We start from the raw sequence: 14463 nt of genomic DNA, 5'->3' as shown, positions 1-14463 counted from the left end.
CGGGTGGCGGTCGTGCTGCCCCCTGCGGGTCCGGGGATGCTCTCCCCGGCGGTCACCGGCCGTCGGTCACGCGCACGTGCCCGGCTCGAGGCCCCGCTGCGCGGAGTAGCGGAAGTCCTTCTCCTTGCCGGCGTCCGTCTGGACGTTCACGCACCAGTTGTGCTGGTTGACCGGGTCGGAGGAGTCGGGGTGCGGCACCAGCGCGACCTCGACCGTCGCGTCGGCGACCGCGCCCCCGGCGCCGGTCCGGAGCCTGACGGTCCCCGACACCGCTCCCAGGTCCTCCTGCGTCCCTCCGGGGGCCTCGGCGATCCAGTAGTTCACCGGGTCACCGGCGGCGTCGAACTTCATCCCGACCCGGATCCTCGTCGGGTCGCCGGTGACCAGCTGGGTCTGGATCTCCCGCCCGATGCCGGACACGTCCGTCTGGGCGGCCGAGTCGCGGGCCCGCGCCTGCTGGTTGATGTACAGCGGGACCGCGACCGCGGCCAGGATCCCGATGATGACGATGACGACGAGCAGCTCGGTGAGGGTGAAGCCGCTCTCGTCCTCACGTGCTCGCCTGAGACGTGCAGACATGTCTCTGTCCTCCGTGTTCGGTTTCAGGTGGTGCAGGGTGCGAGGTCGCGATCCGGTGTCGCGTCCTCATCCGTCGCCGCGTGGGGCACCGGTGCGGGCGGCTTCGACGGCAGGTCTGTGCGTCCGCCGGCGCTCAGTACTGACCGCAGCGGCCGTCCTCGAGCCCGCGCATCGCGGAGTACCGCCACGTGCCCCAGGGCGTCTTGCCGTTGTCCACCGACACGTGCACGCACCAGTTGGTCTCGGTCAGGACGGTCGCCGTCGGGTTGATCGGGTCGTGGACGACGAGCGGGAAGCCCGTCCAGCTGCCCTCCGGGCTCGTGATGAAGGTGCCGCCCTTGCTCTGGGCCGCGCCGCTCGCCTGGGCGAGGAAGACGTGGGCCGAGACCCGACCGAGGCCTTCCCACGACCCTGATGCCCCGTTCTCCGTGGAGATCCGGTAGGTCACGCCGGACGTGCCTCCGGCGACCAGCGGGCCGTACCCCACACGGATCCTCGTCGCGTCCGCAGTGACGAGCTGCGCCTGGATCTCCCGGCCGAGACCCGAGACGTCGGTCTGGGCTGCCGAGTCCCGCGCCCGCGACTGCTGGTTGATGTACAGCGGGACCGCGACCGCGGCGAGGATGCCGATGATCACGATCACGACCAGGAGCTCGGTCAGGGTGAAGCCGTCGTCGCACTCTTCCGGACGTCGCATTGCTCTCATTGTCATCACCATTTCCATCACATATTGCTGGTCACGGTCAGAATGGGCATGTACAGGGCGAGCAGCATTCCGCCGACGATGCCGCCGATGAGCACGAGCAGCAGCGGCTCGAGCGCGCTCGTCAGCGCCTCGGTGCCCTTCATGACCTCGTCGTCGTAGAAGTCCGCGACGTGCTTCAACATCCCGTCGAGGTCGCCGGCGTCCTCGCCGACGGTGACCATCTGCACCACGAGGGACGGCAGCACCCCGGTGCGCTCGAGGCTCTCGGCGAAGGACTCGCCGCCGCGCACGGACTCCCCCGCCTGCGCGGCCGCCTGCTCGATCACGATGTTGCCGCTGGTCGGTCCGACGACCTCCAGCGCGCGGGCCAGGGCGACGCCGCAGCTCACCATCGTCGACAGGCTCCGCGTGAACCGGGCGATGGCGAGCTTGCGCATGAGCGACCCGACCAGCGGGGCGCGGAGCAGCCGCGGCTCCACGGCCTCGCGGACCTTCAGGTCCCGGCGGTGCCGCTTCCACCACCAGGCGAACGCCCCGCCGGCGGCGGTCAGCGGGAGCGCGGCGACCGTCAGCACGTCGGACATGACGACCAGCGCCTGCGTGGGGGCGGGCAGCTCCGCGTCCAGGCCCTCGAAGATCGACGCGAACACCGGGACGATGAACGCCAGCATCACCACGGTCGCCAGCACCGCGATCCCGAGCACCACGTAGGGGTAGACCATCGCCCCCTTGATGGTCCGCCGGAGCTTCAGGTCCGACTCCATCCCCGCGGCGGCCGACGCCAGCGCCTCGTCGAGGAAGCCGCCGACCTCGCCGGCCGCGATCAGCGCGCGGGCCACGGGCGGGAACACCGCGGCGTGCCGGTCCACGGCCTCGCCGAGCGAGGCACCTCCGCCGACCTGCGTGTTCAGGTCGCGGAGCACCTCGGTCAGCGCGGGCTTCTCGGACTGCTCGGCCAGCACGTTGAGCGCCCGCGGCAGCGGCAGGCCCGCGCGGACCATCGTGGCGAGCTGCCGCACGACCATCGCGACGTCGGCCGGCTTGATCTTCTTGCCGCCGAGCGACAGCTCCTTGTTCATCCCGGAGCTCGCGACCTCGGCGATCGAGGTCGGCACGAGGTTCAGCTCGCGCAGCCGGGTGGCGACCGCGCGCTCGGTCGACGCCTCGATGCGGCCGGTGACCTGGCGGCCGTCCGGCCCGACGACGGCGTACTCGAACGTCTTCATCCCGCCGGCCATCAGCGCACCCCCGCCCCGGTGCCGTAGCCGCCGGCGCCGCGCCCGCAGAGCCGCTCGAACGCCTCGACGTCGCGGGCCTTGTCGAGCCCGGCCTCGTAGGTGATGAGCCCCTGCAGCACCAGGGCGGACAGCGCCTGGTCGAGCGTCTGCATGCCGACGTCGCCGCCGGAGTGGATGGTCGAGTAGAGCTGGTGCTGCCGACCCTCGCGGATGAGCGCGCGCACCGCCGGCGTGGTGATGAGGACCTCGACCGCGGGCACCCGGCCGCTGCCGTCGGCACGGCGGCACAGGGTCTGCGAGACGATCCCGCGCAGGGTGCCGGCGAGCTGGGTGCGGACCAGCTCCCGGCCGTCGGCGGGGAACGAGTCGACGATGCGCTCGACGCTGCGGGCGGCGTCCTGGGTGTGCAGGGTCGCGAACACGAGGTGCCCGGTCTCGGCGGCGGTGAGCGCGGTCTGGATGGTCTCCGGGTCGCGCATCTCGCCGATGAGGATGATGTCGGGGTCCTGCCGCAGCGCGTGCCGGAGCGAGGCGGCGAACGAGTCGGTGTCGTCGCCGATCTCGCGCTGGGTGATGAGGCACCGCTGGGACCGGTGCCGGTACTCGATGGGGTCCTCGACCGTGAGGATGTGGTCGGGACGGGTGCGGTTGGCCAGGTCGAGGATGCCGGCGAGGGTCATGGACTTGCCGGAGCCGGTCGGGCCGGTGACGAGCACGAGCCCGCGCGGCATCGACGCGAACGACGCGACGACCGGGGGCAGGCCCAGCTGCTCCAGGCCCTTGATCCGGTCCGGGATCAACCGCATGGCGACCGCCGTCCTGCCGCTCTGCCGGTACACGTTGACCCGCGCGGCGTACCCGGCGGCGACCTCGTGGGAGAAGTCGAGCTCGTGGTCGGCGTCGTACCGCGCGAGCTGCTCGCGGGTCGCCATCTGCTCGACGACCGCCCGGACCGCGGCGTCGGCGAGCACGCCCACGACCCGCGACGGCCGGAGCTCGCCGTGCACGCGGAGCAGCGGCGGGTGGTCGGCGGCGAGGTGGATGTCGGACGCGTCGAGCCCGATGCCCTCCTGGACGACGGCGGTCAGCGGGTCGGCCGGGGCGACCGGCTCGGGCGCGGGCCGGTACGCGACCGGCTCGGGCGCGACGGGCTCCGCCGTGACCGGCGCACCGGGCCGGACGGCCGTCGACTGGTACCAGGGCGTCGTCACACGACCACCCGCAGCAGCTCCTCGAGCGAGGTGCGACCCTCGCAGACCTTCTGCCACCCGTCCTCGCGCAGCGAGACCATGCCCTCGGCGTGCGCGGTGGCGGCGACCTCCTGCGCGGACGAGCGGGCGACGGCGTGCCGCTCGATCGGCTCGGAGACCTCCATGACCTCGTGCAGCGCCAGCCGGCCGCGGTACCCGGTGCCGGAGCACGCCGGGCAGCCGACGGGCCGGAACAGCTCGACCGGCCGCGTCGGGTCGGGCCAGGTGAAGCCCGCGGACCGCAGCTCGGCCGGGGCGGGCTCGTAGGGCTCGCGGCACTTCGTGCACAGCCGCCGGGCGAGCCGCTGGGCGACGACGGCGTCCAGCGCGGACCCGACCAGGAACGGCTCGATGCCCATCTCGACGAGCCGGGTGACGGCCGAGGCGGCGTCGTTGGTGTGCAGGGTCGAGAGCACGAGGTGCCCGGTGAGCGCCGCCTCGACCGCGATCTGCGCCGTCTCGTGGTCGCGGATCTCGCCGAGCAGCACGACGTCCGGGTCGGACCGCAGGATCGACCGGAGGGCGCCCGCGAACGTGAGCCCGGCCTTGGGGTTGACCTGGACCTGGTTGATGCCGGGCAGCCGGTACTCGACCGGGTCCTCGACCGTGATGACGTTGATCTCCGGCTTCGAGACCGCGTTCACCGTCGCGTAGAGCGTCGTCGACTTGCCCGAGCCGGTCGGGCCGGTGACCAGGATCATCCCGTAGGGCTTGGAGTACGCGCGGTGGTAGACCTCGAAGCTGCGCTCGGAGAACGACAGGTCGCGCAGGGCGAGCCGCGCGGTCGAGTTGTCCAGCACCCGCATGACGATCTTCTCGCCCCAGACGGTCGGCAGGCACGCGACGCGGAGGTCGATCTTCTGGCCCTGGTGCACCACGGACATCCGGCCGTCCTGGGGCTTGCGCCGCTCGGCGATGTCGATGTCCGACATGACCTTGATCCGGGAGAGGATCGCGGCCTGCATGCCCTTGGGGGCGGGCTGCTGCTCCTTGAGCACCCCGTCGATGCGGTACCGCACCCGCAGCTCGTGCTCGGCCGGCTCGACGTGGATGTCCGAGGCGCGGTCGGCGATCCCCTGCGTGACGAGCAGGTTCACCCAGCGCACCACGGGGGTGTCGGCGTCGAGGACGTCGCCGATCTCGGCGATCTCCCCGGTCGTGGTCTGGGTCTCCTGCATCGACTGGCTGAGGTCCGCGATCTCCGAGTCGGCACGCACCCAGCGGTCGAGGGCCGCCTCCAGCGCGCGCCGCGAGGCCACGACCGGCCGCACGGGCCGGCCGGTGAGCGAGCGCAGGTCGTCGAGCGCGAGCACGTTGCCCGGGTCGGCCATCGCGACCAGGAGAGCGCCGTCCTCGGTCCGCACCGGGAGCACCACGTGCCGCCGGCACACCGGCCCGGGGACGAGCGCGACCGCGGCCGGGTCGAGGTCGGCGGTGTCGAGGTCGACGTACGCCATGCCCGCCTGCTCGGCGAGCGCCCCGACCAGCTGCTCCTCGGTGAGCGCGCCCGAGGCCACGAGGGCCGGGCCCAGCGGCGCGCGCGTCGCGACCTGCGCGTCCAGCGCGGCGAGCAGCTGGTCCTCGTCGACGAGGCCCCGCTCGAGCAGGATCTCCGCGAGCTGCTTCACAGCGGGCCCCCCGTCGGGCTGAGCGGCGGCACCCCGGCGGGCGCGAGCCCGCGCGCGGCGGCGGCCACCCGGTCGACCAGCACGCGCAGCGGCCCGTCGTCGAACGGCTGCGCCTCGGCCGCGCACCGGTCCGCCAGGTCGCGCAGGGCGGCGAGCTGCTCGTGGCTCATCCGCAGCCGGCCGTCGATGGGCGACACGTACGGGGCCAGCTGCCGGGACACCTGATAGCGCGGCACCTGCACCCGCCAGGTCGCGAGGAACCGGTCGGTGCGGCGCAGCCGCTCGTGCGCGACCTCCAGCCCCGCACCCACCCGCCGCAGCACGGCGCCGCCGTCCGCCAGGTCCCGGCTCGCGGTCGCCAGGTCGTCGCGCAGGCAGGCGCACAGCTGCGCCAGGTGCTCGGGGCCGAGCTGGGCGCTGCCGCGGTCGATCTCGCGCGCCGCGTCGACCACCGCGTCGCCGTGCAGCCGCGCGAGCGCGATCCGGAACCGGACGCGCAGCACGGCCCGCCGCGCCGCCCCGAGCTCCGGCGCGAGGTCGGCGAGCATCTCCCCGACCTCGTCGCCCAGCGTCGACATGGCGCCCGCGGTGCTGAGCAGGACGGGAGCGGCCTGCGAGACGGTCGCGGACGCGTGCTGCGCCAGCTCGGTGACCTCGGCGAGCGCGGCCACGGCGGCCAGCGCGTCCCGCTCGACCTCCTGGAGCCGCCCGGCGAGCGCGTGCAGCCCGTCGAGCCGCGCCATCAGGCCGGCGACCTCGCGGTCGACGGCGACGCAGGTGGCGAGCACGCTGCCGACCGGGCCCGCGTGCTGCTCGGCGGGGTCGACGGGTCGCCGCCGCTCCGCCATCGCGACCACCTCCGCCGGCAGGACCGTGTGCATGAACTCCTCGGCGTCGGCGAAGCCGAGCTGGCCGATCCGCTCCGCGAGCCGCGCGCACCCGGCCTCGGCCACCGCGACGCCGCCCAGGCCCTCGGCCCGCGCCTGCCGCTCGGCCACGAGCACGTCGGCGTAGGCGCCGGCGGCGGCGCTCCAGAACGCCTCGACGCCGGGCGCGATCCGCACGGACAGGTAGCCGTCGCCCAGCGGGGTGACGGTCGCGAACACCCAGTACGCCGCGCCGTCGCCGGCGAGGTTCTGCACGTAGGCCGAGAACGGCCGCCCCGCCTGCAGGGTGTCCCACATCAGCTTGAACGCCCCGGCCGGCATCTGCGGGTGCCGGATGATGTTGTGCGGCGCCCCGACCAGGTCGGCCCACGGGTGCGCGGCGACGCGGGTGAACCCCTGGTTCGCGCTCTCGATGACCCCGCGGCCGTCGGTTGTGGAGAAGATGAGGTCGCGCGCGCCGACCGCGCGGACCGCCCCGGTGGGCTCGACGTGCTCAGCCACGGCGCAGCCCCTCCATCGCGAGGCGCACCAGCGTGAGCAGCGCCTGCTTGGTGGCGCTGCGCGACCGGGCGTCGGTGTACAGCACCGGCACGTGCGCGGGGATGGCGAGCGCGGCGCGGACGTCCTCGAGCCGGTGCTTGGCGACGCCGTCGAAGCAGTTCACGCCGACGACGAACGGCACACCCCGGGACTCGAAGTAGTCCACCGCGGGGAAGCACTGGTCCAGGCGGTCGGTGTCGACGAGCACGACGGCGCCGATCGCGCCGCGCACCAGGTCGTCCCACATGAACAGGAACCGGTCCTGGCCCGGGGTGCCGAACAGGTACAGCCACAGCGACCCCGGCAGCGCGATGCGCCCGAAGTCCATCGCGACCGTCGTGGCGGTCTTCGCGGCGGTCCGGCCGCCCGCGTCGTCCACCCCGAGCGAGTGCTCGGTCATCGCGGCCTCGGTGTTCAGCGGCTCGATGTCGGAGATCGACCCGATGAACGTCGTCTTGCCGACGGCGAACCCGCCCGCCACGACGATCTTCACGACCGTCGGCGCCTCCGCCCGGTGGGCGGCGGCGTGCCCGTTCGCGTGGGCGGCGGCGTGCCCGTCCGCGCGCGCGGCGGGGGCGCCGGCCGGCACCACGGGCTGCTCCGGACCCAGCGGGCCGGGGCCCTCAGAGGGCGGAAATGCCATCGTAGACACTCTCCAGGACGTCGAGGATGAGGTAGCGCTGCTCCTGGTCGGTCGCCGCGGCGGCGTCGAGCCCGGGCACGGCCGGGTCGTGCACCCGCACGGCCCCGGCCCGGACCAGGTCGGCGACGAGGATCCGGGCGACGCCGAGCGGCACCTCGATCCGGGCGGCGACCTCGGCCACGGTCAGGTAGGTGCCCGCCAGCCCGGCGAGGACCGCCCGCTGCTCCGAGGTGAGCGCGGGGTGCGCCGAGCCGTCCGCCTGCACGAGCGTGTCCAGGCGCACGTCATCGCCCTCCGCCCGGGTGCGGCCGCCCGTGATGACGTACGGGCGGACCTCGGGCGCGGCGCGGCGCTCGCGGCGGGGGTCGGTCACGGCGTCAGGCCTCCGTCCGTGCGGGGCTGTCCACCGGGAGCTCGCGCCGCAGGTCGGACACGAGCTGCGGGGTGAGGGTCGTCTGCGCGCGGCTGGCGAGCATCGCCATCTCGTAGCCGACGACGCCCACGTCGCAGGTGGTGTCCGCGGCGACGGCGAGCACCGAGCCGCCGGACACGTGCATGAGGACCAGGAAGCCGGAGTCCAGCTCCACGACGCACTGCGCGACCTGGCGGCCGCCCAGCTCGCGCGCCGCGCCCCGGGTCAGGCTGGAGATGCCGGAGACGATCGCCGCGAGCTGGTCGCCGCGGGTCCGGTCGACCCCCTGCGACATGGTCATCAGGAGGCCGTCGGCGGACACGACGAGGGCGAACGTCGTCCCGGGCGTGGAGCGCACGAACTCGTCGAGGAGCCAGACGAACTCCCGCCGGCGCGGTGTCGGGTCGGTCATCGCATCTCCTCGGCGAACGGGGTCGGGGCGGGGGTCGGGGTGGCTGTCGGGGTGGCGGTCGGGGTGGCGCGGTGGACCGGGTCGGCGGCGCCGTCCTCGCGGGCCCGCCGGGTCGCGGCGCGGAACGCCGTCAGGCGGGCGCGCAGGGCCTCGGCGTCGCGCACGATCGCCTCCTCCGCCGGGTCGGAGGCGGCGTCGACGGCCGCGGGCAGCCGCCGGGTGAGCGTCGGGGCGCCCGCCTCGGCGACCTGGGGCCGGTAGGACGACATCGAGCTGAGCGCGGCGAGCGCCTGCTGCTGGAGGGACGCGCGCTCCGCGAGGGGCGACTGCTCGCCGGTCCACCCCGGCGCGGCAGGCCCGCCCTGCGGCGACCAGGACGGCGCGTCGGCGGGCTCCTGGGGCAGGAACGTGCGCCCGGCCGCGACGGGGGCGGCGCCGGTCGGCCCGGGGACGCCGGCGGCGGGGGTCGGCGGCGCCGGGGCGGCGACCGGGGTCGCGGGGTGCGCCGCGACCGCGACCGGCTGGGTGGCGGCGCGCGCGGCGTGCCGGCGCGAGCCCGGGGCGTGCGGCACCTCGGGGTGGTGCTGCACGAACCCGTAGACCGGCGGGTCCGCCGGCAGGTCCGGTGCGGGCGACGTGGCGGGCGCTCCGGGTCCGCCCGGGACGCCCCCGACCGGGGTCCCGGCGAGGATCGCGTCGAACGACGGCAGCGCGGCGTGCTCGGGCGACGTCCCCACCGGTGCGCCGGGCGGCCCGTCGGCCGCGTGCGCCCGCGACCTCGCGCTGCGGCGCGGGCCGGGGACGCCGGCGGGCCGGCCCGGCTCGTCGAGGACCGTGCGCTCCGGGACGTACGGCGCCGCGGCCGGCACCGGCCCGCCGGGCCCGTCGCCGCCGGCGACCGGCGCCAGCGTGTCCGGGTCCAGCACCGGCGGCAGCAGGACGGGCTCGGGCAGCACCGGCGCGCTGTCGACGGGCGCGTCGCCCTCGTCGTCGGGGCCGGCGACGTCGAACAGCTCGCGGGCCAGCCGGAGCGTCACCTCGGTGCCCTGCCCGTCGGGGCGCGGCGCGAGCGTCACGCCGATGCCGAGCCGGTCCGCGAGGCGGCCGACCACCACGAGGCCGAGCCGGTCGGTCGCCGCGGTGACGCCGGCCCGCGACCCGAGGGCGGCGTGCGCGCGGTCGAGCTCCGCCGCGGTCATGCCCAGCCCGCTGTCGCGGACGGTGACGTGCATCGCCTCGGGGTCGCACAGCCCGACGACGTCGACCACGGTGTCCGGGGGCGAGAACACCGTGGCGTTCTCGAGCAGCTCGGCGAGCAGGTGCGCGACCGGGACGACGTGCACCGCCGCCAGGGGCGGGTCGTCCGTGAGGTCGACCCGGACGCGCTCGTAGGCCTCGATCTGCGCGCTGGCCGTGCGGACGACGTCCGAGACCGGGGTGGCGTCCCGCACCCGGCGGCCGGGCGGGCTCCCGGCGAGCACCAGCAGCGACTCCGCGCCCCGGCGCAGCCGCATCGTGAGGTTGTCGAGCAGGAACAGCTGCTGCAGCGTGTCGGGGTCGGTCTCGGTCTGCTCGAGCTCGTCGAGCGCCTGGAGCTGCCGGTTGAGCAGGGAGATGTCGCGGCGGGCGGCGACGGCGAACGCCGCCGAGGACGCGGCGAGCGGGTCCGCGGGCGGCGTGGCCGGGTGCGCCGACGGGTCCAAGGGCGGCGGGCCGCCGGCGAGGAGCACCCCCGCCGCGGGCGTCGGGACGAACGCGGGCACGACCCGGTCCGGGCCGGGGGCCTCGGGGGCGACCCCCGACCCGGCGGGTGCCGGCCCCGGCGCGGCGGTCGCCGGGTCCGGCACGGTGGCGTCGCCGGCGGCGGCGCGGCGACGGGCCGCCCGGCGACGGCGCGTCCGGAGCAGCACCAGGAGCGCGAGGGCGGCGAGCACGCCCGCCGCCGCGAGCACGAGGCCGAGCGTGGTGGGGTCCGCCTCGAACGGCAGGAGGGACGTCGCCCCGGGACGAGAGAGCACTGCACCTCCTGCTGCTGCTGAATCGATCACCGGACAGGTGACAACCATTTCAACCGGAGCGCTCCGGCCAGCGCAAAACCGGTCCTGACCTGCGGTTTCGTTGCGCGCGGCGGCATTCCGGGCACCCGCGGCCGAAATGCGGTTCGGGGAGACGGAAAAGCCATTCAGGGGGCCGGGGGCACCGATTGCGTGCCGACGGCGGCGGCACCGGCGGGCGGCGGGGCTCCTTGCGGTGACACCGGGGCCCGGCGTGAGCCGTTCGTGCGCGCGCACCGCCGCGGCAGCACCGGGCCACGCGACCCCGGCCGACCCGCAGGGACGAAAGTCCCGATTTGCCCCGATGACGTGCGACGACTTCCGCCGGGACCCCCGCGCCGCGCGATCGCCGCCCGGGACGGTGTTCCGCGGCACCCGGCGGCGCGAGTAAGGTTCGCCTCGCCTTACCGGCGGAGCCCCTCGCGGCGCCCCGCCGGCGGGGCACCCCCGTGCCGTCCACCACCACCCGCGTCGGAGCCGCCCGATGGTCGCGAACTACCTGATCGGCCTGCGTGAGGGCCTCGAGGCCGCCCTCGTCGTCAGCATCCTCATCGCCTACCTGGTGCGCACCGCGCGCCGCGACCTGCTGCCCGCGCTGTGGGCCGGGGTGGGCGTGGCCGTCGCGGTGTCCCTCGGGTTCGGCGCGCTGCTGACCTTCGGGCCGCAGGGGCTGTCGTTCACCGCGCAGGAGGCGATCGGCGGCTCGCTGTCGATCGTCGCCGTCGGGCTCGTGACCTGGATGATCTTCTGGATGGCGCGCACCGCCCGGCACCTCAAGGGCGACCTGCAGCACCGGCTGGACGACGCCGCCGCGGCCGGCCGCCGGGCCGTCGTCGTGATGGCCTGCCTCGCCGTCGGCCGCGAGGGCCTGGAGACCGCGCTGTTCCTGTGGGCGAGCGCCCAGGCGACCGCGAGCACCGGCGCCCGCGGCGGCACCGGCGCCCCCCTGCTGGGCGCCGCGCTCGGCCTCGCCACCGCGGTGCTCGTCGCGTGGGCGCTCTACCGCGGCGTCATGCGGCTGGACCTGCAGAAGTTCTTCGCGTGGACCGGCGCGTTCCTCGTGCTCGTCGCCGCCGGGGTGCTGTCGTACGGCGTCCACGACCTGCAGGAGGCCGGCATCCTGCCCGGCCTGCACAGCCTGGCGTTCGACGTCTCGGCCGCCGTCCCGCCGACCAGCTGGTACGGCACGCTCCTCAAGGGCGTCCTGAACTTCACGCCCGCGACCACCTGGCTCCAGGCGATCGCGTGGACCGCCTACGTGGTCCCGACCATGACGTTCTTCGTGCGGACCGCCTTCCGCCGCCCGCCCGCGCGCCCCGCCGCGCCGGCGCCGAGCACGACCTCCCCCCTGCCTGCCGCCTGACCCCCGAGCACCGCGCGCGGCGCCCCCGCCGCCGCCCCGGCTCGTCGACCCGTGCCCCGAGAAGGAGCCCCGATGTCCCGCACCTCCTGGAGCGCCGCCGCCGCGGTCGCCCTGCTGCCGCTGCTCGCGGCGTGCGTCCCGAACGACCCCGCCGGCGGCACTGCGAGCAGCGACGCACCCGGCGCGCTGACCGTGAGCTCGACCGCCGACGCCTGCGAGGTCTCCGCCGACAGCGCTCCCAGCGGCACCCTGACCTTCTCCGTCACGAACGACGGCAGCGACGTCACCGAGTTCTACCTGCTGGCCGACGACGGGCTGCGGATCGTGTCCGAGATCGAGAACATCGGCCCCGGCATCTCCCGCGACCTCGTCGTCCAGGCCGCGCCCGGCGACTACTACACGGCGTGCAAGCCCGGCATGGTCGGCGACGGCATCCGCGCCGCGTTCACCGTCACCGACTCCGGCCAGGACGTCGGCCCGACGGGCGACACCGCCGACCAGCTGGCCGCCGCCGAGACGTCCTACGTCGCGTACGTGAAGGACCAGGTCGGCTCGCTGATCGCCGGGACCCAGGAGTTCGCCGACGCGTACGCCGCGGGCGACGACGACCGGGCGCGCGACCTGTACGCCGCGACCCGGGTGCACTGGGAGCGCGTCGAGCCGGTGGCCGAGTCGTTCGGTGACCTCGACCCCGCCCTCGACCTGCGCGAGGCCGACCTCGAGGACGGCCAGGCCTGGACCGGCTGGCACCTGATCGAGAAGGACCTGTGGCAGCCCGCCCCCGACGCGAACGGCGGTGCGACCTACGTGCCGCTGACCGCCGACGAGCGCGCCGCCGCCGCGGACGACCTCGTCGCGAACACCCAGAAGCTCGTCGACCAGGTCACCGCCGACGGCTTCACCTTCGAGGCCTTCCAGATCGCCAACGGCGCCAAGGGCCTGCTCGACGAGGTCGCCACCGGCAAGGTCACCGGCGAGGAGGAGATCTGGTCGCACACGGACCTCTGGGACTTCCAGGCCAACGTCGACGGCGCCCGGGTCGCGTACGAGGTGCTCCAGGACGTCGTCACCGAGCAGGACCCCGACCTGGCCGCCGACCTCGACCAGCGGTTCACCGACCTCGAGGCGCTGCTCGCCGCGCAGGGGTCCGTCGAGGCGGGCTTCGCCCCGTACACCGACCTCACCGACGCGCAGGTCACGGAGCTGGCCGCCGCGGTGGACGCGCTGTCCGAGCCGCTGTCCCGGCTGACCACGACCGTGACGGGGGCCTGACACGGACGCGCAGGACCGGGTCCCGGGCGCGGCGGGGGACGCCGCGCCCGGGGAGGTCGCGCCCGGGGACGGCGCGGGTGCCCGGCGCGGGATGTCCCGCCGCGCGCTGCTCGGGCTCGGCGGCGGCCTCGTCGCGGGCGCGGCCGCCGCCGGGGCCGCGGGAGCCGTCGCGGTGGACGCCGCCCGGTCCCCCGCGCCCGCCGCGTCGCCGTCCGGCGCCGACCGCACCTACCCGTTCACCGGCGCGCACCAGGCGGGGATCGTCACCCCGGCGCAGGACCGGCTCTACCTCGCCGCGTTCGACGTGACGACCACGGACCGGGACGCGCTCGTCGACCTGCTGCGCCGGTGGACCGTGATGGCCGCCCGGATGACGCAGGGCCTGCCCGCCGGGCAGTTCGCCCCCGCCTCCGGGCCCTACGACGCGCCGCCGGACGACACCGGCGAGGCCGCCGACCTGCCCGCCGCGGGGCTCACGATCACGTTCGGCTTCGGGCGGTCGCTGTTCGTCGGGGCGCCCGGCGCCGAGGCCGACCGGTTCGGGCTCGGGGGGCGGCTGCCGCCGGGCCTGGTCGAGCTGCCGCACTTCGCCGGCGACGACCTCGACCCCGCCCGCAGCGACGGCGACCTCGTCGTCCAGGCCTGCGCCGACGACCCCCAGGTCGCCGTGCACGCCGTGCGGAACCTGTCGCGCGCCGCGTTCGGCACCGCCCGCATCCGGTGGACCCAGCTCGGCTACGGCCGGACCTCCTCCACCAGCACCGCGCAGAAGACGCCCCGGAACCTGTTCGGTTTCAAGGACGGCACCGCCAACCTCAAGGCCGAGGAGACCGCCGACGTCGAGGCGCACGTGTGGGTGCCCGCGGCCGCGGCGACCGAGGGCGGCAGCGACGCGGCCTGGCTCACCGGCGGCACGTACCTCGTCGCGCGCCGGATCCGGATGCACATCGAGACCTGGGACCGGTCGTCGCTGCGCGAGCAGGAGGCCCTGGTCGGGCGGAACAAGGGCGAGGGCGCGCCGCTGTCCGGCGGCACCGAGTTCACCGAGCCCGACCTCGACGCCACCGGCGGCGACGGCAAGCCGCTCGTCGCGCTCGACTCGCACGTCCGCCTCGCGCACCCGACCCAGAACGACGGCGTCCGGATGCTGCGCCGCGGGTACAACTTCACCGACGGCAACGACGCGCTCGGCCGGCTGGACGCGGGGCTGTTCTTCCTCGCGTTCGTCGTCGACCCGCGCACGCACTTCGTGCCGATGCAGACCCGGCTGTCGTCCCAGGACGGGCTGATGGAGTACCTCGTGCACACCGGCTCGGGGCTGTACGCCGTGCCGCCGGGCGTGACCGACGGGACGCTGCCGACCGGGCCGGACGGGACGCCGGCGCTCGCCGACGACGGGCCGTTCGTGGGTCAGGCGCTGTTCGCGTAGCCGCGGGCCCCGCGTGAGGTCGTGCCGACCTCACGCGGGGCGACCGGAGG

The 14463-nt window shown here is 75.5% G+C and carries 13 protein-coding genes; 3 read left to right on the top strand and 10 right to left on the bottom strand.

Annotated elements, in window-relative coordinates:
- Positions 1–66: 66 nt before the first annotated feature.
- The 10 genes from FKM96_RS17305 to FKM96_RS17260 all read right to left on the bottom strand — a co-directional run bounded on the left by FKM96_RS17305 (position 67) and on the right by FKM96_RS17260 (position 10313).
- Positions 67–579 carry a type IV pilin protein gene (locus FKM96_RS17305; protein ID WP_147796283.1) on the bottom strand — a complete coding sequence of 171 codons (513 nt, stop codon included), beginning with the start codon at positions 577–579 and terminating at the stop codon, positions 67–69.
- Between the two features lie 133 nt (positions 580–712).
- The gene (locus tag FKM96_RS17300) at positions 713–1276 is read right to left on the bottom strand and encodes a prepilin-type N-terminal cleavage/methylation domain-containing protein (protein WP_246855048.1); all 564 of its coding nucleotides are present in this window, start codon (positions 1274–1276) and stop codon (positions 713–715) included.
- Positions 1277–1302: 26 nt separating this feature from the next.
- Entirely contained in the window at positions 1303–2511 is a 1209-nt protein-coding gene (locus FKM96_RS17295) for a type II secretion system F family protein (RefSeq protein WP_246855047.1), read from the bottom strand.
- A gap of 11 nt (positions 2512–2522) precedes the next feature.
- Positions 2523–3734, bottom strand: a complete 1212-nt coding sequence (locus FKM96_RS17290; RefSeq protein WP_168217026.1) for a type IV pilus twitching motility protein PilT — start codon at positions 3732–3734, stop codon at positions 2523–2525.
- Positions 3731–5401 carry a GspE/PulE family protein gene (locus FKM96_RS17285; protein WP_147796279.1) on the bottom strand — a complete coding sequence of 557 codons (1671 nt, stop codon included), beginning with the start codon at positions 5399–5401 and terminating at the stop codon, positions 3731–3733. The genes FKM96_RS17290 and FKM96_RS17285 overlap by 4 nt, the downstream gene beginning before the upstream one ends.
- Positions 5398–6789, bottom strand: a complete 1392-nt coding sequence (locus FKM96_RS17280; protein WP_147796278.1) for a PAS domain-containing protein — start codon at positions 6787–6789, stop codon at positions 5398–5400. Before FKM96_RS17280 ends, FKM96_RS17285 begins: the two co-directional genes overlap by 4 nt.
- Positions 6782–7471 (bottom strand): ATP/GTP-binding protein, encoded by a 690-nt coding sequence (locus FKM96_RS17275; protein WP_246855046.1) that lies wholly within the window; start codon positions 7469–7471, stop codon positions 6782–6784. The genes FKM96_RS17280 and FKM96_RS17275 overlap by 8 nt, the downstream gene beginning before the upstream one ends.
- Positions 7452–7844 carry a DUF742 domain-containing protein gene (locus FKM96_RS17270; RefSeq protein WP_147796277.1) on the bottom strand — a complete coding sequence of 131 codons (393 nt, stop codon included), beginning with the start codon at positions 7842–7844 and terminating at the stop codon, positions 7452–7454. The genes FKM96_RS17275 and FKM96_RS17270 overlap by 20 nt, the downstream gene beginning before the upstream one ends.
- A gap of 4 nt (positions 7845–7848) precedes the next feature.
- Entirely contained in the window at positions 7849–8295 is a 447-nt protein-coding gene (locus tag FKM96_RS17265; RefSeq protein WP_147796276.1) for a roadblock/LC7 domain-containing protein, read from the bottom strand.
- The gene (locus FKM96_RS17260; RefSeq protein ID WP_168217025.1) at positions 8292–10313 is read right to left on the bottom strand and encodes an ATP-binding protein; all 2022 of its coding nucleotides are present in this window, start codon (positions 10311–10313) and stop codon (positions 8292–8294) included. Before FKM96_RS17260 ends, FKM96_RS17265 begins: the two co-directional genes overlap by 4 nt.
- A gap of 520 nt (positions 10314–10833) precedes the next feature.
- Here FKM96_RS17260 and efeU point away from each other — a divergent pair.
- The 3 genes from efeU (at position 10834) to efeB (ending at position 14413) form a co-directional block, all read left to right on the top strand.
- Entirely contained in the window at positions 10834–11712 is an 879-nt protein-coding gene (efeU, locus tag FKM96_RS17255; RefSeq protein WP_147796274.1) for an iron uptake transporter permease EfeU, read from the top strand.
- Positions 11713–11784: 72 nt separating this feature from the next.
- Complete coding sequence (gene efeO, locus FKM96_RS17250; protein ID WP_147796273.1) at positions 11785–12984, top strand: iron uptake system protein EfeO; 1200 nt, start codon at positions 11785–11787, stop codon at positions 12982–12984.
- A 91-nt stretch (positions 12985–13075) separates the two neighbouring features.
- Complete coding sequence (efeB, locus tag FKM96_RS17245) at positions 13076–14413, top strand: iron uptake transporter deferrochelatase/peroxidase subunit (protein ID WP_147796272.1); 1338 nt, start codon at positions 13076–13078, stop codon at positions 14411–14413.
- Positions 14414–14463: the final 50 nt, after the last annotated feature.

Source organism: Cellulomonas sp. Y8, from assembly GCF_008033115.1.
Lineage (GTDB): Bacteria > Actinomycetota > Actinomycetes > Actinomycetales > Cellulomonadaceae > Cellulomonas.
The sequence above is the reverse complement of the archived record's forward strand: the minus strand, read 5'-3'. Positions and strand labels throughout refer to the sequence as shown.